The organism is Paenibacillus sp. J22FR83, assembly GCF_059691955.1.
In genome coordinates this window covers 26,629-51,924 of sequence record NZ_JCAUAM010000012.1, presented here as the reverse complement: position 1 = coordinate 51,924, position 25,296 = coordinate 26,629, and the positions used below count along the sequence as shown (strand labels likewise).

Sequence of the window (25,296 nt, the reverse complement as noted above, 5' to 3'; positions counted from 1 at the left end):
TTAGGATAATAATGTCAGCTTGAGGTGTAAAATGGCCGCTTTTATTAACGTTTCTGAACTCATACCAAAACATTCTGGACTTCAAGTTTGTCTTTCTGATACTAACCCGGTGCAAGTACTTCAATGGCAATGCAAGGGTGTACCTAATGCAGATCTACAACGTGGTGTATACTCAGGATCCTCAGCTCATTTCAAGAAAGCCGAATCATTTATTCACTTAGCTAAGGAAACACGTGCTGATCTTGTGCTTACCCCAGAATACTCGTTTCCAGACGAAATGTTGAATCAGATTGTTCATGACCCTGATCTTTGGCCAGCAAAAGGTACTTTATGGTGCTTAGGGATGGAGGGTTATTCTTTACAAGAATTCCGTAGAAAAATGGATGATTGGGAAAGCACAGGTTGTACATTAGTTATACGGAATGCATATTCTCGTCTTTTGGAAAGGAATTTTGTCGATGTACTTATTTATTTGTTTTTAATTGATGAGAAGACCTTGTGCATTCTTCCTCAATTCAAAACAGTTCCAATGTCAGAGGTATGGAATGATTATGAAGTGCCCGGTCTATGTAAAGGAGAACTTGTCTATATATTTGATTTATCAGGTGCCAAAGCTGATCAAAATCGCTTCCTTTCTTTGATATGTTCTGATGCGTTAAGTGTTAGTCCGCAAGAATTTTTAGATAAGACTGAGGGGAAAAATCTAACCATTTTTCATGCACAGTTGAATCCCAATCCAAGACATCAGGGCTTTCGTACTTTTAGAGATGGGCTTTTTAATAGGAATGCGGGTAGAGATATTAGGCTTATAACGCTAAACTGGGCAGATGGAACCGTAATAGATAATATACAATTTAATAAGCCTTGGTCGGCTTTCTATAAAAAGTCATCTGATGGTACAGTTGCCAAAAAAGATATAAGAACAAAGAACCTTGATAAAGGAACATTTTACGCTTTACATAAACATACAGAAATTTGGTACAGCCATAGGGGAGAGCATTGCAAGCGTTTTGATATTAACAAGGGCTTTGAACTCGGTGTCTTTCCTGTGCTTACAGCGCACCATGAACCAGTGACAGTATCCTGTTATAGCTTCGTTGAAACCTTACGAAGGTGGATGCCTGCACCATGTGATCCGCCCTACTCCATTCAAGATTTGGTCGATAGTTTCGGTGAAGAGTATGATTTCCCGTTATATGCAGATCCACATGATTCGGATGCTTTCTTTGGGCTTTGTTTCGGACACTTTTTTGAAGGTGAATTGAAAGCTGAAGACGATGAACTAGTCACACGAATGATGTTCGGATCTGACTCGGAGGCGGATACTAAAAGGAGAAGTAAAGCTGGTCTGTATAAACGATTAGTTACCTTGCTAAAACGACAGCGATTCCCAAAAGAGTTCAAAGAGCTAGTAAATAACCATAGGCTGTATATTGATTCGGAAACCGCAGAGACAACGACGAAGTATGGTAACGTATACCCCAAGGATGCTCCGATTGAGGAGTTAAATCCATTTCAATCGGTACTTTGCATCATTTCAGCCTATACTAATCATTATGATGTAGAGAGGCAAGTTAATGATATAAGGCAACAGATGCATTCTAAAATTCGTCATAAATTAGTTGTCTATTATCGACCAGATGATTCAGATGAATATATTTTCTTTGATTTGAGCCAAACAAGGATTGATAAGGCAACTGTTACTAAGGCTCTGAGTTCGATAAAAGAATAATTTTGGGCTTGGAGGTTTTTTTATGAGATTAGGTGATCTAGTAAAACAGCTAGGCTTTGGTAATGATATAGAGGGCGAACTTTTCACATATCAGAAGGACTTGTTAAAAGTATACAAAGTTATGCGAAAAGAAGAAGTAACTGATGGGGATTTTATTTCCAAATATATTTTTGTTGAGGTCTCTGATCATGTATTAAGAAAAATGGTAGCGGATCCAGAGTTAAAGTATTTTCGCGGATTTCAAACAAAGCTGTTGTCCGAGGAATTTTTTGGTCACAAGAGTGACCTGCGCTGGAATCTTTATTTGATCCTTATTGTCGAAAACTATGATCAATTTACTGATACTGGAGTTCTGCAATTAATTGAAAATGATGCGGATTATGCTCGTAAGTTTATAATGACTTCAAAGGATGCGCTCCAATGGTTGGATAAGGCATGGTTAAAGAATCTATCTAATGAAGAGAATGTTTATATTGATCCTATTCAAGAGTGGCATTCTGAATTAGTGAATGCTGGGTTGACTGGTTGTTTAACAGAAGCATTTTCTCAAGGGCATGTTGAGAAGTTTCTAGAGGGGCAGGTTTTTCTTACTTCGGAAAGTAGTTCAATCCAACGAAGAACTAGACAAGATGTAAGTTACACTGAAGTCATTGCAAATATAGCAACAGTAGAACTTAAAGGTTTTCGAACCCATTGTTTTGATGACTCTGAATCATTACAGCTAACACAGGTTAATTTGTTGCATGGATCAAACGGAGCGGGTAAAACTTCAGTTATGGAAGCAATCGAACTGGCTTTTACAAATGAAATTAATAGGTGTTCAGAATTTGGTGACAACATAGATAATTCAACCGAATCGCTTAAAGTGAGTTGCATTACTGAATCAAGGAATGAAATATATTTTCAACCCGGAAAGGCTCCCGCTTTTTATAAAAAGTTAGCTCAAAATTGGTATGGTGTGCCTGCAGGCAGACAATCCTCTGAATTAAACAGCTTTTATCATCGTTATAATTTTTTTGATTCTGAGGCGGCTTATAGGTTTGCTTTGAATGAAAGTGGACAAGGTGAGAAGAACAAATTTGAGTATTCCGATAATCTAAGTAGATTGGTCTTTGGTGAAGAGGTTAACGAAGCACAAAAAAAATGGACACGATATCTTCAAGAATTCGAAGCAAGATCAGAAAACTTTACTAAGCAACATCAAAAAGTCCTCAATGATTTGGAAGTGTTAGAACAAAAACTCTCCCAAATTATTAAAGATGACGGTACCCAAATTAATGAACTTGAAAAATATCTAAACACAGCGAGTTTAAAATCAACTAGAAGTCAGCGGGCCATCAATGAATCGCTTAACGACTATCTAGATCGCTTAACTCTAATTTTTCATGCTGCAGAAATTCAACGGAAGGAAATTGTAGAGTCTGGATTAAATGTTGATACTTTGTCGTTAGGCTATATAGATGCCTACCAAAAGCAGATTCAGAATACAATGAATGAATTTATCAATCAGAAGCGAGATTTGGAGACAAGCATCAGTAAGTTGATAGCGGAGAAAACAGCACTCGATAAACAATTATATCAAAATGAATCTATTCTCATAAACTCTAATCAGGATTATCAGAATGTAAAAGGGATTTTCGAAGAATGGAAGAAAATAAAAAAAATTATTGAGCAATCAGAACAAGTTACTTTAAGGAAAAACTTAGATATCCAGGAAGAAGAAATTAATAAGAGATTGGATTGGATCAATCAATTAAATGCCAAACACCAGTTGTTGGACAAGATAACAGAAAATGATTTGTTGATATTATCCACCGAAAATCACAATGCTCTATTAATAGAGTATAAAGAGAAGGATGCTGCTTTATCCATTCTAAAGCAACAGCTTTCTGCAGCTGAACAACTTGCGGGGGTCATTGAGGTTGCTCTGTCTCGCATTCATACAGTTGGTGAAGAATACTTAATACATCATGAAGACTCTACATTATGCCCGATGTGCACACAGGACCATGGCACCCATCAAGCTCTTGTTGATGCTTTCAAGCAAGCAAAAACCATTACTAACAATAATAGTGAACAGTTAGCAGTATTTCATGAGAAAATTAGAACATTGGAGAAAGAAATCATAGAAGTGAGACAAGACCTTTCACTTCACGACAAAAATTCACGACATATAGAACTCATAGATAAAGCATATGTAGATCTTTCAGTAAGTCATTTTTACATAAGTAATACTTTCGATGCACCGGTAAGTGAAAAGCTGAATGAGTTTAAAATGATTATTGGATCTAGAATCGAACTTATGGGGGAACTTACCCAAGTACAGGCACAAATTCGTTTATTTGATGAAACTGGTATGAGTCGTCAATTAATACTTCAAGCAGAACATTTCCGCAAAGAGAATGTTTTGTATATGGATTTCGAAGCCAATAATAATTGTGATTCATTTGAAGACTTCCTAATGGAAAAAGAAGCCTCGATATTAACCAAGCTATCTGAGCTTAAGAAGGTTAAAGAAGCATTAGATAATCAACGTAAGAATCTTACCGAACTAATTAAGCAACACTCTCTAAATTCCGTGGAAGCTTCTATAAACGATTTTGAACAAAAATTGAAGCATATTACAAAGATTTTTGAGGGCGTGAAGTTGCTACTTGATGATTTTGACATAGGCACTGAAGATAAATTGTTTGTATGGTCAGGTCAAGTCCAAAAGACGCAGGCTTACCTGGAACTGTTTATAAGAAATCAGGAGCGCTTGAAAGAGCAGGCTCAGTTAAAAATGGAAATCGAAGATAAAACGAAGACATGTATTGGAGTAGAGAACTATATTAAAAGGTGTACAAATGCTGTTTCTGCACTGAGTAATCTTAAGTTCTTACGGGATTATACAAAAGGTTTTATTGAACGTAATATTTCTCAAATCGAAAGATTTTTTAATTTACTTCATACTCCTAGAGAGTTTGATCAATTGGAATTAATTCAAGACGGGTTATCACTTCGTCGAAAATGGGATGGAAAACCTGTGAAAGCTTATCAGATGTCAACAGGACAACGTGCTTCATTAGCTCTTTCCGTTATGTTCGCGATTCATTTGGCAGCGCCAAAAGCACCAAGAGTTCTAATGATGGACGAGCCTGTAGCTAATATGGATGATCTTCACCTAATGAATTTACTTGATCTACTCCGAGACTTGTCGTTATCAGGGCGACAGATATTCTTTACAACTGCCAACCCTGATGTAGCAAATCTTTTCCGTAGGAAATTTAGCTTTTACCACAAGCGATTCACACATTTTGAGTTTATGCGGTCATCAGGAGAAACTGTCCGAATCAAGCCGATTTACTATTCCCCGTATATGGAACTCCCTGCTATTAAGCAGGCAAAATCAGAGTGAGAGGTGAACTAGATGATGAATAATTTTTCAAACATAAATAGCCTTTTATTACAGCATTTTAAGAGTGGAGGTAATGCCGCTGGATACTTAAGAGGAAGAATTCCAGGACTCACAGATCTTTTGTCAGATTTCTTCGCAAGCCGTTCAGATATCGAACGAATTCAAAAAGCTGAATATTTAAGTGAGTGTATTTTATCATTAACTGATTTTGCCGATATGATTCCTTTGCGTTCTGAGGTAGCAACGCTTGAAATTAAGCGGATGATTGCGTATAAAAAACAGACAGATCATACTGCTCATACATTGTATTTGTATTTGCTAGGTGTATGGGTATACGATAACGTCACAGAGATTAGGTCTGCTTTAGATGAAAGTATCAATAGTTCAAAACCTATTAAGTTATTTCTATTTCAATGGACATTTGCATCTCTACTCCATGATGTGGGCTATTTGTTTTATGATTTTGATAGTGGGGCTAATGTTACCTCTTGGAAAACATACGATAGAATGCTTTCGATTGGATATTTAAATCAATATACTGACGAGTTATCTGATAAAGGAAAATCAGAATTTGAACAAGCGTGGAATAGTTTTATAAAAACATATGGTATGAGGGAGCATGCATCTAACCATAATGCATCAGAATTAATAGAGTCATTAGATCTAATTCCGTGGCTTGCTGATCTTATTCCGGGGTGTGAGTCGGGGTTATTAGCAATGGAACTAGGAGAAATAATAGGTCCTGGTCTGAAGAGCTTTGCCTATGATATGGCTAGTACTGGGTACGACGGCACACCTGTTGTCGATCATGGTGTTGCAAGTGGATTAATGCTCTTAAAGTATACTTCTATTTGGTACTGGCTAAATAAGCATTCAGAATCACATTATCCACAATTACACACTGAATTAAATACAAAATTCCATTACTACCCGATTATTTTTAATAAACATGTTCTTCCTGCCTGTAAGGCCGCGGCTTACCATAATTTACCGAATGTAACATACTCGCTTGAGCAGGATCCTTTGCTTTATTTGGCCGTATTGTGTGATGAATTGCAGATATGGGATCGATTTATGTCAGGGGCAGGACATATTGATAACTGGACAAAGATTGACCATTGTGTAGCTGAAAAACTGAAAGCCGAAATGATTACTAGTGAATCGAATCAGCCAATGCTACACCTAATGACATCTGAAGTTCATTTTGAGAAGCTTGTAGGGTCATTAAACAAGCGAGTTCTACACTGGAATAAATATGTCCAAATTACAAGGCTGTGATAGAAATGACCTTCTATGAAGTACGGTAGCGAGACGGACTACACAACGTGAATAGAAGACAAGTTGAGCTTTCTAAAATTTCACAAGAAATTGACCAATTAATTGGAGCCTATTATTGTGAATTATCTAAAAATGTTTTGTTGCAAGGCATACACACCAATTAATTTGCTAGGGTTTCTGGTAGGGAAAGAGATATTTGCTTTTTCGCGGCGCATAGAAAATGAAATGCCTTCATTTTCATAAAACCGCTCAAGTCCTTGCCACACAAGGCTTTACCCCTTGGATTTACCTATCAATAACCCCCTAAAAACCCATCGAATTTCGGAACCTACGCCCCGTTGGCTAGGTTCCTTTTCTTATGTCTGTGGAGTATATGGTGGTGTTAATAAATGAAAAAAAATTATACAATCATTATAAGTTCCAAAATATGGTATGCTATTTGTTGTGATGCATTGTAATTTTCTTATTAAGTTGAGGATAAAACAATGACCAAGAAAATTCATAATCGTTTGATATTTGTACTTATTAATGCTCCAATAACGAGTATTACAATGGTGCTTGGTTCTGCATTATTTCTGCCGACAACAGTCAATACACCACAGGAGTTAAGTAGTGCTAGTTTTGGTCCGCCAATATCCTTCGTAAGGCAGGACTTACTCAAATCGGGTGCAAATGGTTATGGAGGTAGATTTCCACATTCGTTTTTCGATGCAGACCGATTTTCTTGACCATGACCTTGAATTGGATTTCATCAAAACAGATTTTCTTCTATCTATAGCGATTGTTTGGTTAGTATTCGTAATCGCTTACTTTGTAGTACGTAAATTAAAAAGGAGTTAATTTCTGTGACCGAATCAAGATTTAAAGACAAAGGTAAAAGTCTATATGATTTCCTTTTTAGGTCAGATGGTGTTCTTATTGAATGCCCTTACTGCAATAGATGCTCTAATGGTGTAAAGACAGGTACAAATTATGAATATGAGCTGATTTGCAGTAATTGTGGAATACTACCTAATTTAGCTAGTGTCTCTTGGGGCAGTGGTACTTTCATGGGGCTAAATTTATGGTTAAGAACTAACAGTTGTGGTCATCTGCTATGGGCTTATAACAGAGAACATCTAGATTTTTTGGATAATTATATTACTTCCTCACTGCGAGAACGAATCCCTAATAAAAATCAGAGCGTAGCAAGTAGACTTCCTGAATGGATAAAGAATAGAAAAAATCGAGAAGAACTTACTAAAGGGTTACATAGGCTACGAGAAAAGCTTACTAGTAAGTAAAAGCACGATTTTATCAAAAAGGTGAGATAGTATTGAACGAAAAAAGAAATTATTCGAACATCATTGTTTTACTTATATCACTTCTAAGTAGTTTACTTTTAATGTTAACTTGTCTATTTCAGTGGAGTTTAATGGATATCGTCACGCCCTTCTTAATGCTATTTGTATGGTTATTTGTATTCTGTATTTTTCTTACTACGTTAATTGTTTCGCTCGGTTTTCTAGTTAAAAAGAAATCATGGAAACCTATCTTAATACACATGATTTCCATACTATTGTATTTCTTTTTCCCATTTACGCAATTAATGATAAATCTTGACTTCGCATTTAATAGAGAGGAAAGACAAGAAGTACTTCAACTAATTGAATCAGAGAAAATATCTCCCAATGTTTCCTATAACAATTCACTCATTCACTTACCTGAAAAATATCAACACCTTTCAAAAGGTGGAGGAGATATTTTGATTGAGAATAATGGGCAAGAGGTATTTTTCTTTACGTTTCGGGGGATTCTTGATAACTTTTCGGGATTTATTTATTCCTCCTATGACCAAGAGCCACAGAATGAGGATTTTGGTGGGGATTATAAAGAAGTAAAGCGAATTGATAAAAACTGGTACTGGGTAAGTTCTTATTAATGGTTAGAAGAATTTAATTACACAATAGGCGAGCGGTTATCCCCTAAAAGTATTACTACTTAGAGGGGATATTTTTATGGCCAAAATAGGATAACTATTCAATTGATCAATGCACTTTTATATTGCTTTAATTTGCTTAATGATTTCAAATAAAAGGTAGTCTATTATTCCTATAGTATATTATGGTAAAAATGGTATAAATAGGTTATTGTTAGAATTGAATGTGAATAAGGAAAATACAAAAATATTGGAGGAACTCATGAAAATTATCAAAAAAGCAAAAATACTAGTTTTAGCATTATCTATTTCAAGTGTATTTTCATCAATGCCTGTTTTTGCATCTGAATTTGGAGAGGGCTATGTTCCAGAAAAAATAAGTCCTGAAGCTGTTATGAAAGCGGCGGCATGGCAAATGATATCTGAAACCAGAGATGGAAGTAATATTAGTGTTTGGGGTAAGGGCAGTAAGCTTAAAGTGGCCAAACCCATTGAAGTTTATGATCCATCTGGAGAACATGTCGCTTATCTGGTTAATTCCTATAATGGTGAAAAACCTGCTGGATATGTTATGGTAAGTGCATTTTTAGATGATGAACCGATTATATCTTGGGCAGATGCGGGAGATGGAATATCTCCTGATAAATTCAATAATGTTACGTCTATAAATAAGAAAGAAGTTAAAAAGCAAGAGCTTGTATGGTATGGTGGTATTGATATTGGTGGAAAATTTGTATATATGGATAATTCAATAAGTATTATTAATGGTGAAGGCAAAGAGCTAAAAGAAGATAAAACTAAAAAATTAAATGTGAAGGATGAGAAATATCCTAAGCCAATTAAATTAAACGAGCAATATCGGAACTCATGGAAGACTATTGATAAAATAGTCGTAGGCTCGCCTGGACAAACGAATCCCTCAGATGGGGTAACTGATATTGATCCTGCTGGTTGGGAAACGAACTATCTTAGTATAGATAGAAATTATATTGATACGGGTGTAAATCAAAAACAATGGTACTACGCGACAACAGGTGGTGTGCAACAAGCAACGGGTTGTTCTCCAACGGCGGGTTCTAATATTATGAAATATTGGTCAGATAAGGGCTACACAAGTTTAGTTCCTGTATTTCAAACGCAGGTAGTAGGCGACTTAAGAACTGAAATGGGAACACATCAAGATTCCAATGGGGCGGGAGTAACTGATTCATATAATATTGATGATGGCCTTCAAGCATACGCAAGGGCACATCAACGACCAAATGCGGTTGCTACAAACGATAATTTTGCAACATACAATTCAGTAAAAACGGAAATTGACTCACAACGACCAGCTCTACAAAGTTATTGGAATCAATCATATTTTGGCAATCATACAGTTACATTAGTCGGCTATAAGCACTACGTTAGGAGTAGTAGCTATCCGGATTCTTATTATGTTGTAGCTCGGAATAATTTTGTTAACGATAGTACTTTTAACGTATAAAATGGGGAACTTGGAATACTAATGTATTAGCCACATTCACGCCATAGTAATGTCTATATAGGTGTTGCATTATCTAAAACAGATAATGCAACACCTAATCTTTCAACTAGAGGTGTTAATAATGAAAAAATGGATTATTAGCATAATTAGCCTACTTATTCTAATCGGGGGATTTTATATGTTTGAGTCCAAGAAGGAAGTAACGGCAGATGAAGTAAAAAAGATACTAGCAGAAATGAATGTAGAACCCATTAAAATAAGATATAGCATGAATTACGCGCATAATGAAAGGCCGTGGTTAGCATTAGGAAAAAATAAGACTACTGAAAAAGAAGTAGTTGTTATTATTTATGCGGGTAGATCAATTGAAAGTTATGATTTACATACCAAAGTAAATGGAAATTTATCATATTCTGAAATGTTAAATAAAGTGAGAGTGTATTTGAAAGATGAAACAGATTTTGTTGATAATAATCTTTCTTTGGAAATAACAAAAGAAAAGCTAGTCTATTGGACCATACCTATAAACGGAAACAAGGGAGAATATCTGTATTTTACATTAAAAGGAGATCCAATTAGTGATAAGCCAAGTCAGTCCTCATAAAATACTTTACAATTTCTTATCCCACCGATAACACTTCAATAACACTCTATAGCTAGAATAGCAATAGGACAACTGAACAGGGCAAGGGTAGGAGACGCGGAGAAAACCCTTCATGGCAGCAAATGAACGGCTAGTGAAAACTAGTTGAGGTCATTTGTATGCGTGAAGGGTTTTTTGTGTTTTCCAAAACAGATAGGAGGATGTCAAGACGATAGAGAGTGGCATTATGCATTCATCCATTTTACGAGAAAGGGCTGATTCTATGAAACGGTATAAAAAGGTTTTGAATAGTCTACTAGTCGCTACATTAGTCACAAGTTTAGCACCATTTGGTCTAATAAATGTCCAAGAGGCACACGCCGCGGATGATGCAAGAAATTCGCTCGATGTGAGGAAAACGGTTCATGCACCGGTGATTGACGGAGATTTGGACGAGTCCATCTGGTCAATTAACCAACGTTTAACGAAACAAACGGGGAATGGAACGTTCAAAGATAGTAAGTTCGGTATGCTCTGGGACAATAAGTACCTGTACATTGGAGTTAAGGCCGACGATGAGAGCCTGACAGCAGCTGGCACGGGGAATTGGTTCGAGCAGGATAATATTAATTTCTTTCTAGATCCGACGATGCATCAATCTGCTCCTTATGCTGCAGATGATATGCAACTTGGATTTGTGTATGGAGCGGATTCGACTTCTCCTGAGTTTCACTTTGGGGCTGCGACCAACGGGCAAAGCAGTAAGGATTCGAATAAGATTTTGCGGGCGATCAAGAAAACGGCAACAGGTTGGTCACTAGAAACGGCAGTACCATGGGATATGTTGAAGATGGATCCTGTGCTGACGAAGAAGCTGGGCTTGGAAATTGGGGTAACAGACCGCTATGGAGCGGACGCAGCGCAGCAAAGAAACAGTTACTGGAGTGCGTACCAATCGAGCTCATTTTGGAATGATACCTCAGGTTTCGGTGTGATCAACCTGGTGGACAGCAATCCCGTGACAGATCCGGTGAATCCGGTGCTGCTGCAAGAAAATTTCGATGCGAATCCAACAGGTACGATTCCTTACGGATGGATTTCTGATGTGAATGCGGGAAGCCCATCGTTTACTGTCGTGCAGGATACATACGGCAATGGCCGAATGACGTTTGATGGCAAGGCTTCGGGAAAGCAGGGGCGAATTGTCGCTCCGGTCCAGTGGGACAACTACACGGTTGAAGCAGATGTAAGATTCGAATCCGTACTGGATTCAGCGAGATGGGCATCCCTCATGTTCAGAGTGCCTTCGACGGGGAAAGTGCCTTACAATCAGATGGCTATCCGTCAAAATGGTACCTATGAATTCGCCTATCGCAAATCGGACGGCGGCTGGTATTCACCAACGCCAATTTCGGGGTCTTGGAGAGCGTTGACGCTGAATTCCGACTATACGATGAAGGTGCGGATTTTTGGTAATAACGTCAAGGAATATATGAAGGCTAAGTCAGATGCGAGCTATACCATGTTAACCGACACAACACTGCCTGCGACAGTCGTCATGGAAAGTGGCAAGGTAGGACTGCAAGTGGATCAAAGCAAGGTCTCGTTCGACAACCTGAAGGTAAAGCGAATCACGGCTGATCGGCTGGATCTCGTTGTACCTGCCACGATGGAAGCGTTGAGCGGACCAATTAGTGTTACAGGCAGTGTGTACTACTCGGATGGTATCAGTGAAGCTATGACCAATAAATCATTCAAATATTACTCCTCGGATGAGTCGATTATCAAGATTTCGAATAATGCCATATACCCAATCAAGGCAGGAAAAGCTACGATCAGGGTAGTCTACGATAGGGCGGAGTTCTTGCAAGAAGTAACTGTAACACCGAGTACGGTGCCAGCGAAAGTAACTTCTCTCAAGCACGATAATGGTTATTTTTTAGCTACAGTGAACCAACCGCTATCCCTATCTAGTGTCACCTTAAAGGCAGACTTTAGTGATTTTACGTCGGGAACCGTGACAGGCAGTGAGTTGACCTGGACATCTAGCAGTCCCTCCGCTGTTGTGAATAATGGCAGTCTGAGTGTTCTCCAAAAAGGCGTGTACAGCTTAACTGCTCAAAAAGACGGCGTTACCATTTCAATGTATGTTGTAGCGAAAGAAGCAGCGGATAGTGAGTATGTGCTCTATGAAGAAAATTTCGATCAGCTAACGGAAGGAACACTTCCTCCAGGTTGGACACGCAAAGAAGGAACGACAGCAAGCAAAGCTGTTGTTAAAACAGGTGGATTTGAATTGGATGCAGCAGCATCACCAGATAATCCGTCGCGTGTACTTTTACCTGACTTCTTAGGGGCATTTGGCAATTATAAAATTGAAGCTGATGTGACGCATTTGCAAGCGAATGATAATGCTAGATGGCATTCTCTCATGTATCGCATTCAGAACAATGATTATCCGTATTATCAGATGGCGGTTAGAAAAGACGCAACAGCTGCAAATGGTGTAGAATTCGCGGAAAGAAATTCATCGAATGCGTGGAATGTCATGGATACGGGGGCTTTCACAGAAGCTATCGACCCAAGCAAATTGTACCATTATACAGTCAAGGCATTTGACAATCGCGTGATGCAGATGATTAACGACAAGGTTGTTGTGGATACGGACAATGCTGGTTCGTACACCAAAGGAAAAATTGGTTTACAAGCAAACGGCAGCAAAATGAGAGTAGACAATATTCGAATTACGTTACAACAGAGTGCATTGCCGCTATCTGCGACTCAGAAATATGTAAGTGTAACGGAGCCTACTACGAAAATTGCGATGGCTTCCACGGTTGTTACTGAGATTGCGACTGCAAGCGATGTATCCAAATTGACAGGTACGGCCACACCTGCTACGGCTATTTTGCATATTAACAAAGAGCTTAAAGTGACAGAAGCAGGCAACCAAACGGTGATTGGAGATTTGGATACAATTCTAAGTACGCTTGGTACTAAAACGATGGCTGCTTTCTATGTGAAGGATGAGCTGACAGTAGAGGCTTTGATGCCGTATTTGAAAGCGAATAGTCTTGAGGATGTATTTGTGATATCTAGTAATGGCGATTTGGTTAAAAAGGCTAGACAGGCGTATCCGATTATACGAGGAATTGTGGATTTTTCCAGTAAAACGATTGAGAACCAAGATCAGCTGCTGGAGATTCGTCAGATTGCCAATACAAGCCTTGCACATATTGCTGTGCTTCCACAAGCTGCTGCTACAAGAGACAATACGAACTTTCTGCAATTGAGAACGATCATGGTATGGGTCAAAAATGAAAGTGCTTCGACAGCTGCTGGGAAAAATCTTGCCTTGCATACGCTGATCACAGCTGGGGTTAATGGGATTGTGACGGACACACCAAGTGCGGCTTTCACAGCTTTAAGTGTGTACGATAAGAACGCAACCCTAATTCGCAAACCTTACATTATTGGGCATCGCGGATTGCCGACGGCGGCGCCAGAGAATACGATTGAAAGTAATATTTTGGCGTTAGATAATGGGGCAGATTTCATTGAAAATGACGTGTATATTTCCAAAGATGGCTACCTTGTCATTCACCATGATGGTGAATTATCTGGAACAACGAATGGCACAGGCAACATCGAGAACTATACATTGGCCGAAATTAAGGCGCTGAATGCCAATAAGCCTCATCCTACGGACTATCCAAATGTGAAAATACCAACATTGGAAGAACAGATTGACCTTGTTCAGCAGCGGGGCAAAATGATCATGAACGAGATTAAGACGTCCACACCTGCGGCCATTGACGCTTTCGTTCAGTTGGTTCAATCGAAGAATGCGGAAGCTGATATCGACAACATGTCCTTCGTTGCCAGTCAGATCACGCGTATGAACAGCTTGATGCCGACGATGCCTTCCGGCCTTCTATCCAGCTTATCTGGCGGGAACAACGTGAAAGGCATGCTGCGCACTGTACTTAGCTCCATCCAGCCTTTGAATGCAACATTCAATAATGGGTATGGTGGTATCTCGCAGAGTTTCATGGAGGCCGCTAAACATCGTGGCATCTTAATTTCACCTTGGACACTCAATGATCGGACAGCGTTTAATCGGTTTTTCATCAATGGGGCTTGGGGTCTAACAACCGATTATGCCAACTGGGCTGCAGATATGGCAGCAGCGATGACACCGGAGAAATCGGAGTTCACGTTTGAGAAGAATGAAACACTCCCTATTCAGGCTAGCATGACAACGTACAAAGGAGATCGGACAAGTATCACTCCTGAGATTGTAATGTTGGATGGGCAAACGTCTTTTGAAGTCAACGGTAATGAGATTACATCGACTGGTAAGGGTTCAGGTGCAGGACATGCGTTGTTACGATACACGTATACGATGAATGACGGCAATAAGTACGATTTGTATTCACAACCAATTACACTGAAAGCTCCAAGTGAGCCAAACGTACCAACCGTACCAGACGACAGTGAGCAAGGCGCTGGCAGCGTTGGTAGTGGGACGGAAACGAAGAATCCTGCTTTAACAGTGACGGAAGCGATGATTCAATCGGCCAACCAACAATCTGGAGCAGGCAATAAGTTAATGGTTAACGTACCATTGAATGAGAAGAAGGATCAAGCGGTTGCGATCCTGACACCTGCTGCCATTCAAGCGTTGTCAGATACTGGCCATCGTACAGCAGTTATTCAGTCAGAACTTGGTTCTTACGAGTTGAATCTGCCTGAAGTAGATCTGCAAGCTTGGGCAGCAAAAATAGGGACGACACAAGATAAGCTGAACTTGACCATTCAGATTTCATTGAATGCACAAGCTGCAGCAGATGCTAGTGCAACTGGCAAAAATGTTAAGAAAGCTGTTGAGTTTACACTTACTATTGGAACAGGAGAAGGCAAGAGTGAAGAAATATCTACGTTCAACCAGTTTATTGCTAGATCCATCAAACTGGATCCTGCAACGGACATGAAGGCAATGGCTGCTGTGCGCGTAGAAAGGGATGCGAGAGGCAATACCGTGTATAATCCAGTTCCATTTGTAAAACAAGGCAATGATGTACTTATATACAGCCGTACGAACAGTACGTATCTTCTACTAGCTAACCCAGTGACTTTCAGTGATTTGGAGCATCATTGGTCCCAACAGACCGTGGAATCCATGGCGAATAAAATGATTGTACAAGGTGTAGGAGCTTCGAGTTTTGCACCTGATCGACAAGTAACGCGAGCCGAGTTTGCTGCTCTATTGGTGAGATCGTTTGGCTTATCTTCATCCAATACGAAGGTTGCAAGCTTTACAGATGTACAAGCTGCGGATTGGTATGCGACTGCAGTTAACCTTGCGGTAGATGCTGGACTCGTGAGTGGGTATGAAGATCACACATTCCGACCAGATGCGCCGATTTCTAGACAGGAAATGGCGGTTATGATTAGCCGAGCACTTCAATTCGCAGGTTATAAAGCGGAATTGAAACCAACCGGCACGGTCACCTTCAGCGATGAATCGCAAATTGCCGAGTGGGCCAAGAATGCGATCCGAACAGCTTCCACCCTGCAGATTATTAACGGCAGAGATGGCAATGCCTTTTCACCGCTGAGTACGGGCACTCGTGCAGAAAGTGCAGTGATGCTAAGCCGCATGCTGCAAGCTCTACACTTTTCTAACTAAGAGCTAGGGCAACATCCCCTTCAAGAAAGGAATGACGGAGGGGATGTTAATCCTGAGCAAACAAATGTTTGTTAAGGTTAAAGTGGGGGTGGGAAGCATGTCGAAGAAGTACCCAATTATAGCTTCGGTGACCAAAGACGATCAGCTCGCGAAAGTGCTTGAAAGTGATGTAACTCGAGTTAATTTAATGACGGGTCATATTGGTAATTTGGAATCCATCATGGAACAGCTTCATCAGGCTGGCAAGCAAGTGTATGTTCATCTAGAGATGGTTGGCGGTCTGGGCCGGGATGCACACGCAGTCGGGTATTTAGCTGAGAAGTTCAAGGTGGACGGTATCGTTACGACAAAGTCCAATGCCGTTGCGGCAGCTAGACAAGCTGGTATTAAAAGCATACAGCGTATTTTTATTATTGATACGGCTGCCCTACAAACGGCAGTCCGGATGATCAACAGCACACAGCCAGATGAAGTTGAGCTTATGCCCGGCTTAATGCCAAGAGTGATCAAAGAGTTGAAGAGCACAATCAAGCAACCGTTGATCGTCGGAGGTCTTATTCGATACGAAAATGAAATTGCAGAAGCACTAGATAGTGGTGCAGATTACATTTCCATTGGAGATCCAAGTATGTGGAGCAGACGTTAAGTTTACAAAACAACTATATTCCGCTAATTTTCCGATTACAATGATAGGCTATAGTTAAAATATGAATTTCACACGAACTGAAACATCGGGTCGAGACCAGGAGAAAACCCTTGTCCAGAAAAATGTGAAAATAAGCAGGAGCATGCTCGTCATACTCTGAATTGGCTTGTTTTCGTGCATTTTTGGATAAGGGTTATTTTTATTGAAAGCGAGGCAGTACTGTGGCAGATACAACTAGATTTCCTGACGAAAGGAAAAGCAGTAAGGCGTTGCATGCATTCAAAGGCTATTTATTCGATTTGGACGGTACCATCTATTCGGGCAGTAAGCTTCTACCAGGTGTATTGAGCACCGTGAACTGGCTGCGAGAGCAAGACAAATCGCTCATGTTCGTTACGAATACGACAATTCGGACCAAGGAAAGCGTACATCAGCGACTGAACGAACTAGGTGTTCCCTGTGAAGTACATGAAGTTCTCACCGCTTTATGTGTGGCAGGAAAGTTTTTTCAAGAGCTTGAGCCGAATGCAACTGTCCTGATGATCGGTGAGGCGGCCATGGAGCAAGAATTAGCGCGTAATGGAGTCAAGACGACGGAGAATCCGCTGCTCGCAACGCATGTGCTTGTCGGATTGGACAGGCAGTTTACATTTGAAAAGCTAACCGCAGGCGTGAATGCTCTGCGAAATGGCGCTAAGCTGATCGCTGCTAATCCCGATCCCTTCTGTCCGATTGATGATGGGGTGATTCCGGATACGTGGTCGCTCGTCAAAGCACTGGAAACAGCCAGTCTTCAGAAGACGGTTCATGTGATTGGCAAGCCGTCCGCGTACTATGCGCAGAAAGCCTTCGATCAACTGAATATTTTGCCATCACAATGCTTAATGGTTGGCGATCGGTTATCTACAGATATTCAGTTCGGGAATTCGAACGATATGTACACCGCACTGGTGCTAACTGGTGCTGACGCTAAGAACGACATCGTAAGGACAGGCATTGAACCTGATTATATTTTGAATGCGTTGAGCGAAATTACATTACATCACCTTTAGGAGGAAAAACAATGAAAAAAGCACTCGTATCTTTACTAATGGTAACTTTGGTAGCAACAGCTTGCGCGAAGGGTGAGAGCAACACGGATACCAAGACAGCTTCAGCACCTACAGCAAGCACGGAAGCAACAACGAACGCGAAGCCGGTTGAACTGCAATTTTATTTCCCAGTAGCGGTAGGCGGCCCTATTACCAAGTTAATTGATCAGCTAGCTGATGATTTCCACAAAGAAAATCCAACGATTACGGTAAAGCCTGTATATGGCGGCAGCTATCAAGATACGATGACCAAGGTTGCAACTGCTGTACAAGGGGGCAATTCACCTGATCTAGCCGTGCTGCTTTCCACTGATTTATATAGCTTAATTTCCATGAAGGCGATTGAAGATCTGACGCCTCGCTTCTCCAAAGAGTATTTTGGCGGCTTCTATGAAGCGTTCATGGGGAACACCAAGTCTGGGGATACGGTATGGAGCGTACCTTTCCAACGCAGTACCATCGTGCTGTATTACAACAAGGATTTGTTTAAGAAGGCAGGTCTTGACCCAGAGAAGGCGCCTAAGAACTGGACGGAATTGAAAGAATATGCAGCTAAGCTCACGACTAGTGACAAATCGCAGTGGGGGCTTGAAATCCCAAGTACGGGGTATCAGTATTGGATGACGCAAGCCTTATCCCTCCAAACAGGTACTAATATTTTTTCACCTGACGGCAAGCAAGTGTTCTTCAACAAACCGGAAGTGCTGGAAGCCTTGCAATTTTACACGGATCTAGGCCGTAAGGATAAAGTGATGCCAGAAGGCACACTCGAGTGGGCAACGGTTCCTTCCGATTTCATTAGTGGGAAAACGGCAATGATGTATCATACGACAGGGAATCTGACCAAGGTCAAAACCGATGCGAAATTCAACTTTGGGGTAGCGTTCTTGCCTGCCAACAAAAAGTACGGTTCACCGACAGGCGGCGGCAATCTGTATGTATTCAAAAATATTCCAGATGATCACAAAGCTGCATCCATTAAATTTATTCAATTCCTAACACAGCCAGATCGAGTAGCGCAATGGTCCATCGACACTGGTTATGTAGGCACGACGAAAGCTGCTTATGAAACAGACAAGCTGAAGAACTATATCAAAGATTTCCCGCAAGCGGCTGTAGCCAGAGATCAACTGCAGTATGCGGATAGCGAGCTCTCCACCTACCAGAATGGTCAAGTGACGAAGCTATTCAACGATAACATCCAAGCAGCCTTGCTAGGAACGATGACGCCGAAAGAAGCCTTGGACAAATCCCAACAGCAAGCTGATGACATTCTGAAAAGCTTTCAAAAATAGCAGCAAGTAGATATACCAAAGGCTGGGAAGCGTTCGGCTAACGGAGGTTAACTCCATGTTAGTGGCCTGCGCTTCCCTTCCTCAGGATTTCACGACTTGTAAGAAAGAGGGAATTTCCTTGATGCAACCGTCACTTCGAACGAAGAGGAAGATCAACTGGAGAGAAAATGGTTTCGCCTATGCCTTGCTTTTGCCTTCCCTGCTATTCTTGGGCTTGTTTACCTTCTATCCCATCATAAAATCGATGTATTGGAGCTTGTACAGCTCCGATTTTACCGACAAGACGTTTGTCGGGTTGGATAACTATAGGCATGTCTTTCAAGACGACATTTTCTTGAAAGTTTTGGGAAATAATGTGCTGATTGCCATCGGCACGGTTCCGGTAAGTATTTTACTAGCCATGTACGTAGCCATTTGGGTCAATAACAAGCTCAGAGGCACAGGCTTATTGCGCGCACTATTTTTCTATCCGACGGTCATTCCAATGATCGCTATCGCCAATATATGGCTGTTTATTTATACACCGAGTTATGGTTTGCTCGATAAGTTTTTAGGTGTGTTTGGCATACCGACCCAGCATTGGTTAGGTGATCCCCATTGGGTTCTCTTTTCGATGATGGTCATGGTGATCTGGAAGGAAGCTGGATTTTTTATGATTTTTTATCTGGCTGGCCTGCAAAATCTACCGAAAGAAGTATACGAAGCTGCAGAAATGGAGGGGGCGCGTCCTTTTCAAACCTTCCGTAATCTGACGTTCCCTCTCCTAATGCCGACAACACTGTTCGTGATGGTCATAGCCACAACGAATTCGTTTAAATTGGTAGATCACTTGTACATTATGACAAAAGGTGGTCCGAACAACGCAAGTAATTTGCTGTTATATCATATATATGAGACGGCTTTCAGCTTCTGGGATATGGGCAAAGCCTCGGTCCTGACCGTTGTGCTGCTCGTTATCTTGCTCAGTATTTCTATCTTTAATTATGCATTTCTGGATAAACGTATCCATTACTAGAGAGGAGTCAGCATCATGGTTGTAAAAGTCACCAATCGGTTGGTCATCGCGTTGCTGGCGATTGTTTTTGCTGTACCGCTCGTGTGGGCTGTCTTTACTTCGTTTACACCCTCCAGTGAAGTCATTACCCGAGTGAACCCTTTTGCGGTTCAGCATCCCACTTTTCATAATTATATGGCCGCTTGGCAAACGATTCCTTTTCTTCAATACTATTCGAATACGATCATCATTGTCCTTGGTGTGCTGGCTGCACAACTGATTACGGCAACACTTGCAGCTTATGCTTTTGCCAGATTACATTTCATAGGTAGAGGCGTTATGTTCATGCTCTTTCTTATCCAGATCATGATACCGCCTGACATTCTCATCTTTCCGAACTACACGATTATGAAAGAATTGGGCCTGGTCGACACGAAACTAGCGATCATGCTGCCGTATTGGGCATCTTCATTCAGCGTGTTCTTGCTGAGACAAACATTCAAGCAAATTCCCATGGATTTGGATGAAGCTGCGAGGATGGACGGCTGTCGGTGGTGGCAGACGCTTTGGCATGTATATCTGCCGTCAGCTAGATCGACCTATATCGCGTTTGGATTAATATCGGTCAGTGCACACTGGAACGATTTCATGTGGCCGCTAATTATCACAAACTCTATCGATACGAGACCGCTCACCGTCGGCATTGCGATTTTTGCCCAATCGTTCGAGACTGGCGCACAATGGGGAACGGTAACGGCGGCTACTGTGCTGGTTATCCTCCCGCTGCTCTCCGCATTCTTCGTCTTTCAACGTCAGTTTGTAGAAAGTTTCATGCACTCAGGTATCAAATAAAGGGGACCTTTTGGTCCTTTTTTTTCATTTGTACAAATAAATAACCTAGGATCATTTCTAGAAATTGTGTTAAAATTTGTATGATAGCAATGCCAATAAGTAGGAATGGTGATCATGGCAAATGAAAAGGAAGCACCGATTTCAAGTTCTCACGTGACAACAATGAGTATGATCGATGAGCGCCAGGATCAGTTTATTGGAGGTCGGAGTGAGCAGCTTGAACTTTTTGGACGCAGTATCACGGAGGGTGCCGTAGACGGCAAGACCATCTGGAACATATACGGCACGGCAGGTGTTGGAAAAAGCTTTCTTCTTGATTCGTTTCGCAGACAGGCGCAGCGGGCAGGGATTATCATGCTGTATCTAGACAGCCGTGACTTTAATCATAAGGGTGATTTGTTGTGCCGTGAGCTGCTTATGCAACTGTCTCCTGGTGAGCGGATATTGCACCGGAATCCGGTGGAAGCCTGCTTGGCCAAGCTTAACCAGTTAGCGGCGGAAGTGAAGATCGTTCTGGCGTTAGACACCTATGAAGAAATGGGTGAATTGGACGGCTGGCTGCGGGATCACTTTATTAAATGGCTGCCAAACAACATGCTGCTGCTGATCGCGGGCCGATATAAACTGAAGGGGACATGGGTCGTTTCACCCGCTATTCGGGAGCGCTTACTATTCATGCCGCTCGGGAATTTAACTCATTCAGAAAGTGCGGTTTATCTGCAGCAATGTGGCATTACGGAAGTTCAACAAATCGAACGGATCTGCTTTAAAACAGGCGGTCACCCACTAGCGCTTTCACTGGCGGCGGATGTTAATCCCAATGTGGATTGGATCCACACATCAACGGAAGATACTGGATGGTTTGATCACCTAGCCAAGGCGTGGTTACGCGAAGTACCTGACGCTCATCTACGCAAAGTGGTAGAGGCGGCGGGCGTCTTGCTACGTATTAATCGCGAGGTTCTGCAAATGATTATGGATCAAGAAGTAGATGACGAAACATTCAGTCATCTGATTTCGTTATCTTTTGTGCGTAAGACAGAACGAGGCTGGATGCTCCACGACTTAATGCGGCTCGCGATGCGCAAGCAACTGGAGGAGCGAACCCCGGTTTATTTTGAACGACTTCGGGGACGAGCGGCGCAATATTATGCGGCACGGATTCGTCATTCCGCACCTTACCGGAGAACCGATTGGGAGGTTGGCGAGCTTTTTTACTATACGGGCATACCGGTCATTCGAGCACTCATTCAATCTTATGCCAGAGGTCAATATACATGGGAGCCATTAACGTTAGCTAATCTCCACGAAGGCGAAGCTTATATGCGGTTAAGGCTGGATGAAGCGACTCCGCTAACACTCGCTGGGATGGATCCAGAAACGGATGAGTCCTACGATGAGTTCGTCGGGAAGGAGGATATGACGCTTACAATCAAGCATTTGGATTTACGTACGTGGGTCCAGCTTGATCAACAAGCGGCCATGCATCTTCGTTCCGCTGATGGAAGAGTGGTAGGTCTTGCTGTAATCGTTCCTATAGACAAGTCGACGTTGCCTGTTCTGCTGGATGATCCGTTCGCGAAACCTTATTTATCCTCCCTGTCGCAAGATGAAATCGCACTTTTGGAGGTTGAACCTCCTGACAAGGCTGGATGGTTTATACGAACAATTGATTATGTAGATTGGCAAAATTCAGATATGGTCATTGAGACGATGTATTTGATGTTCTCGTATATGTGTTCAGGCGGTATATTTATTACGTCCCCGCCTCCTTTGGGATTTTTTTATGATGCGCATTTGAATCTCGGATTTCAATTGGCACCGGGGATTATCCATCAGAATTATGATGACAAGACACCAACCCCGACCTTCGTGCTCGATACCCGCGGGGATAAGCTGGAGGCATTTCTACGATTTTTATTAAAAAGAGGCGGGTTCCCCGATGAGCTGCAAGTAGTATCCAGTGGACAGGATTTGCAGCTGACGAAGCGGGAACGGGAAGTTGTTGCGCTTGTTCTCGATGGATTGACCAATTTGGAAATCGCCAGGGTGCTGTATGTCAGTGAAATTACAGTTAAGAAGCATGTGAGTTCTATCTACAGCAAGCTCTCTGTGAAGGGAAGGACCCAATTGATCAAGCTATTAGCGAGTAATCCGTTAATAAGCTAGTAAGCTGACGGACGAAACAAGACCGTTTTAGGAATTTATACGTTCATGAAGCCCACACCGTTTGCGGTGTGGGCTTTTTGGATAATTTTGAGGTCCTGAGAGCCACTAAAGCTGTATTGGCTAGGCTATTCTCACTATCCCTTTGACTCAGGAGACTGTCAGTCAGAGGCGAATAACTGGAGTCTACAGTTAAATCGAATATACGAGGAAATTACTCATAAATAGCTGTACATTTTCCAATTAAAAAGGCCATCAGGATCAACTTCCCTGACGGTCTTTTGGGTTCTGTTGGGGATCGCTTCGCCCGCGTATAAGTCGGATATTATACGTTCGTATAATTTAGAAATCAGAATAGCCATGATAAATTACTTGGTAAGTGAGCTGATTGGCTAAGGTGGTTGAATGAAAGGGGGTGGGTGCAGGATGGCCTGCAACCGACCAAAGCTCTAAAGGTTAGACGAATAGGAAGAAAGATGGAGGATTACTATGAAATGGTTAGTTTTAATTCATATCGTGTCAGCAATTCTTGGCATTGGACCAACTTACTTTGGTCATATTTTACTGAGAAAGAGTCAGAACAATGAGCAGCTTCGACAATCCCTGGCACTATTTCAGCAACTCAACTATTTCCCCAAAATTGGCGGTACGCTTGCTGTCGTTACAGGTATAGCCCTCGTTGCTTTGACAGGGTGGGAGTTCTCGGATTTGTGGATTCTAGGCTCACTTGTCCTGTATGTGATTATTCAGGTTGTAGTGGTCGGGATGCTGACACCTGTCATGGGTCAATTGAATCAATGGCTGAGCGAGGAGGAAAGTAAATCACTTGCTCCAGATACAGTTGCTAAGAAGGGGGTTCTGCTTGCCAAAGCCAATAAGCTTTACAACACAGCCTCCATCTTGGGTACGGTATTAATTATTCTAATGATTGTTAAACCCATGTAAACGAAACAGATGATGATTTCAGGAAGAACAGCACATCTAATCCTAGGAGGAAATATATATGACAAATTTAGTTGGAAAAGTAGCTTTCGTATCGGGAGGGGCTCGAGGAATAGGAGCGGCTGCAGCTCTAATGCTTGCAAAGCAGGGGGCTAAGGTTGCCGTAAATTATATTCAGCAAGAGGCGGCTGCGCAGGCAATCGTAGATCAGATTCGCAACGCTGGCGGGGAAGCCATGCTCGCTAGGGCTGACGTGCGCGATGCGGAACAGGTGAAAGAGGTTGTAACTCGCATTCAATCGACACTTGGAGACATCGATATTCTGGTTAGCAATGCTCATATGAACTTCGTCATGAAACCGCTGATCGGGATGCTATGGGAGGAGTTTGCTCAGAAGCTCAATGATGAGATGAAGGCGAATTTTACACTGACACAAGCGATTGTACCTGGGATGGCCGCTAGACATTATGGAAGAATTATTTATATTTCCAGTGATGCTGCGGATGGACCTCTGCCTTATATGGGGGCGCATGGTACGGCCAAATCAGCATTAAATGCGTTTGCCAAATACGTAGCTTTGGAGAATGCTCCCTATGGAATAACGGCCAATGTGGTCTCGCCTGGACTCGTCCAAACAGATGCTTCAAGTGTTACGCCTGAATCCGTTAAGCAGCAGCTTGCTGCGATGACACCTCTCCAGAGAGTGGCTGTTCCTGATGATGTGGCAGGTGTGATTGCTTTTTTAGCTAGTGAGGAAAGTCGTTTCCTTACGGGTACATGTACAAGTGTGAACGGTGGCATCAAGATGGGGTAGGTCGGATAAGAGATAACAACCAAAAAGGGTGGATGAATATGGCAAGGAGAATGATAGTCTGGTCTACATTATATTTTGTTATTGGCGTGGTTATGGGAATGGCGATGTCCATATCGAAAGTTTATACGTTTTCGCCCGTGCATGCGCACATTAATTTATTGGGATGGGTGTCCATGGCGATTGGCGGTATCCTGTATCATCTGTTTCCCGCTGCAGGGAATTCCTTGCTAGGCAAGACGCATTATTGGCTGCATATGATCGGGATTCCGCTCATGATGGCCGGACTCGCTGGATTACTCTATACGGAAAACCCAGGATTCATCATCGCAACGTCACTGGGTGGCACTTTCGTTGTGGTGGGAGCCATACTATTGTTTATGAATGCGATACATTATATGAGATAGACCCAG

Annotated in this window: 19 protein-coding genes; 18 read left to right on the top strand and 1 reads right to left on the bottom strand. The window is 41.7% G+C overall.

Annotated elements, in window-relative coordinates; genetic code table 11:
* The first annotated feature begins 31 nt into the window (after nucleotides 1–31).
* The 3 genes from AC58PV_RS21590 to AC58PV_RS21580 are packed head-to-tail and all read left to right on the top strand — an operon-like array spanning nucleotide 32 to nucleotide 6,407.
* The gene (locus AC58PV_RS21590; RefSeq protein ID WP_497434486.1) at nucleotides 32–1,732 is read left to right on the top strand and encodes a carbon-nitrogen hydrolase family protein; all 1,701 of its coding nucleotides are present in this window, start codon (nucleotides 32–34) and stop codon (nucleotides 1,730–1,732) included.
* Between the two features lie 22 nt (nucleotides 1,733–1,754).
* Nucleotides 1,755–5,129, top strand: coding sequence for an ABC-three component system middle component 1 (locus AC58PV_RS21585; protein WP_497434485.1), 3,375 nt, complete (start codon nucleotides 1,755–1,757; stop codon nucleotides 5,127–5,129).
* Nucleotides 5,130–5,141: 12 nt separating this feature from the next.
* Nucleotides 5,142–6,407, top strand: coding sequence for a hypothetical protein (locus tag AC58PV_RS21580; protein WP_497434484.1), 1,266 nt, complete (start codon nucleotides 5,142–5,144; stop codon nucleotides 6,405–6,407).
* Between the two features lie 122 nt (nucleotides 6,408–6,529).
* Here AC58PV_RS21580 and AC58PV_RS21575 read toward each other — a convergent pair whose 3' ends face one another.
* Complete coding sequence (locus AC58PV_RS21575; protein ID WP_497434482.1) at nucleotides 6,530–6,673, bottom strand: hypothetical protein; 144 nt, start codon at nucleotides 6,671–6,673, stop codon at nucleotides 6,530–6,532.
* 219 nt (nucleotides 6,674–6,892) lie between these two features.
* Between AC58PV_RS21575 and AC58PV_RS21570 the strand changes: the two genes are divergently transcribed.
* The 15 genes from AC58PV_RS21570 (at nucleotide 6,893) to AC58PV_RS21500 (ending at nucleotide 25,290) form a co-directional block, all read left to right on the top strand.
* Nucleotides 6,893–7,135: a hypothetical protein gene (locus AC58PV_RS21570; protein ID WP_497434481.1), complete on the top strand. Its 243-nt coding sequence runs from the start codon at nucleotides 6,893–6,895 to the stop codon at nucleotides 7,133–7,135.
* 117 nt (nucleotides 7,136–7,252) lie between these two features.
* Nucleotides 7,253–7,690, top strand: coding sequence for a hypothetical protein (locus tag AC58PV_RS21565; RefSeq protein WP_497434480.1), 438 nt, complete (start codon nucleotides 7,253–7,255; stop codon nucleotides 7,688–7,690).
* A 131-nt stretch (nucleotides 7,691–7,821) separates the two neighbouring features.
* Nucleotides 7,822–8,328: a hypothetical protein gene (locus AC58PV_RS21560; protein WP_497434479.1), complete on the top strand. Its 507-nt coding sequence runs from the start codon at nucleotides 7,822–7,824 to the stop codon at nucleotides 8,326–8,328.
* Nucleotides 8,329–8,587: 259 nt separating this feature from the next.
* On the top strand, nucleotides 8,588–9,811 hold the full coding sequence (locus AC58PV_RS21555) for a C39 family peptidase (protein ID WP_497434477.1): 1,224 nt from the start codon (nucleotides 8,588–8,590) through the stop codon (nucleotides 9,809–9,811).
* A gap of 121 nt (nucleotides 9,812–9,932) precedes the next feature.
* Nucleotides 9,933–10,415, top strand: a complete 483-nt coding sequence (locus tag AC58PV_RS21550; RefSeq protein ID WP_497434476.1) for a hypothetical protein — start codon at nucleotides 9,933–9,935, stop codon at nucleotides 10,413–10,415.
* A gap of 262 nt (nucleotides 10,416–10,677) precedes the next feature.
* Nucleotides 10,678–16,086: a glycerophosphodiester phosphodiesterase family protein gene (locus AC58PV_RS21545; protein WP_497434475.1), complete on the top strand. Its 5,409-nt coding sequence runs from the start codon at nucleotides 10,678–10,680 to the stop codon at nucleotides 16,084–16,086.
* A 97-nt stretch (nucleotides 16,087–16,183) separates the two neighbouring features.
* Nucleotides 16,184–16,732 carry a glycerol-3-phosphate responsive antiterminator gene (locus AC58PV_RS21540; RefSeq protein ID WP_497434474.1) on the top strand — a complete coding sequence of 183 codons (549 nt, stop codon included), beginning with the start codon at nucleotides 16,184–16,186 and terminating at the stop codon, nucleotides 16,730–16,732.
* A gap of 221 nt (nucleotides 16,733–16,953) precedes the next feature.
* The gene (locus AC58PV_RS21535; RefSeq protein WP_497434472.1) at nucleotides 16,954–17,784 is read left to right on the top strand and encodes an HAD-IIA family hydrolase; all 831 of its coding nucleotides are present in this window, start codon (nucleotides 16,954–16,956) and stop codon (nucleotides 17,782–17,784) included.
* Between the two features lie 11 nt (nucleotides 17,785–17,795).
* Nucleotides 17,796–19,118 (top strand): ABC transporter substrate-binding protein, encoded by a 1,323-nt coding sequence (locus tag AC58PV_RS21530; protein ID WP_497434471.1) that lies wholly within the window; start codon nucleotides 17,796–17,798, stop codon nucleotides 19,116–19,118.
* 121 nt (nucleotides 19,119–19,239) lie between these two features.
* Nucleotides 19,240–20,133: a carbohydrate ABC transporter permease gene (locus tag AC58PV_RS21525; protein ID WP_497434758.1), complete on the top strand. Its 894-nt coding sequence runs from the start codon at nucleotides 19,240–19,242 to the stop codon at nucleotides 20,131–20,133.
* Nucleotides 20,134–20,148: 15 nt separating this feature from the next.
* Nucleotides 20,149–20,964: a carbohydrate ABC transporter permease gene (locus AC58PV_RS21520; RefSeq protein ID WP_497434470.1), complete on the top strand. Its 816-nt coding sequence runs from the start codon at nucleotides 20,149–20,151 to the stop codon at nucleotides 20,962–20,964.
* A gap of 114 nt (nucleotides 20,965–21,078) precedes the next feature.
* The gene (locus AC58PV_RS21515; protein ID WP_497434469.1) at nucleotides 21,079–23,133 is read left to right on the top strand and encodes a LuxR C-terminal-related transcriptional regulator; all 2,055 of its coding nucleotides are present in this window, start codon (nucleotides 21,079–21,081) and stop codon (nucleotides 23,131–23,133) included.
* Between the two features lie 486 nt (nucleotides 23,134–23,619).
* Nucleotides 23,620–24,075, top strand: a complete 456-nt coding sequence (locus AC58PV_RS21510) for a DUF2269 family protein (RefSeq protein ID WP_497434467.1) — start codon at nucleotides 23,620–23,622, stop codon at nucleotides 24,073–24,075.
* 58 nt (nucleotides 24,076–24,133) lie between these two features.
* Nucleotides 24,134–24,886 (top strand): SDR family oxidoreductase, encoded by a 753-nt coding sequence (locus tag AC58PV_RS21505; protein WP_497434466.1) that lies wholly within the window; start codon nucleotides 24,134–24,136, stop codon nucleotides 24,884–24,886.
* 38 nt (nucleotides 24,887–24,924) lie between these two features.
* On the top strand, nucleotides 24,925–25,290 hold the full coding sequence (locus tag AC58PV_RS21500; protein ID WP_497434465.1) for a cytochrome-c oxidase: 366 nt from the start codon (nucleotides 24,925–24,927) through the stop codon (nucleotides 25,288–25,290).
* The last annotated feature ends 6 nt before the right edge of the window (nucleotides 25,291–25,296 follow it).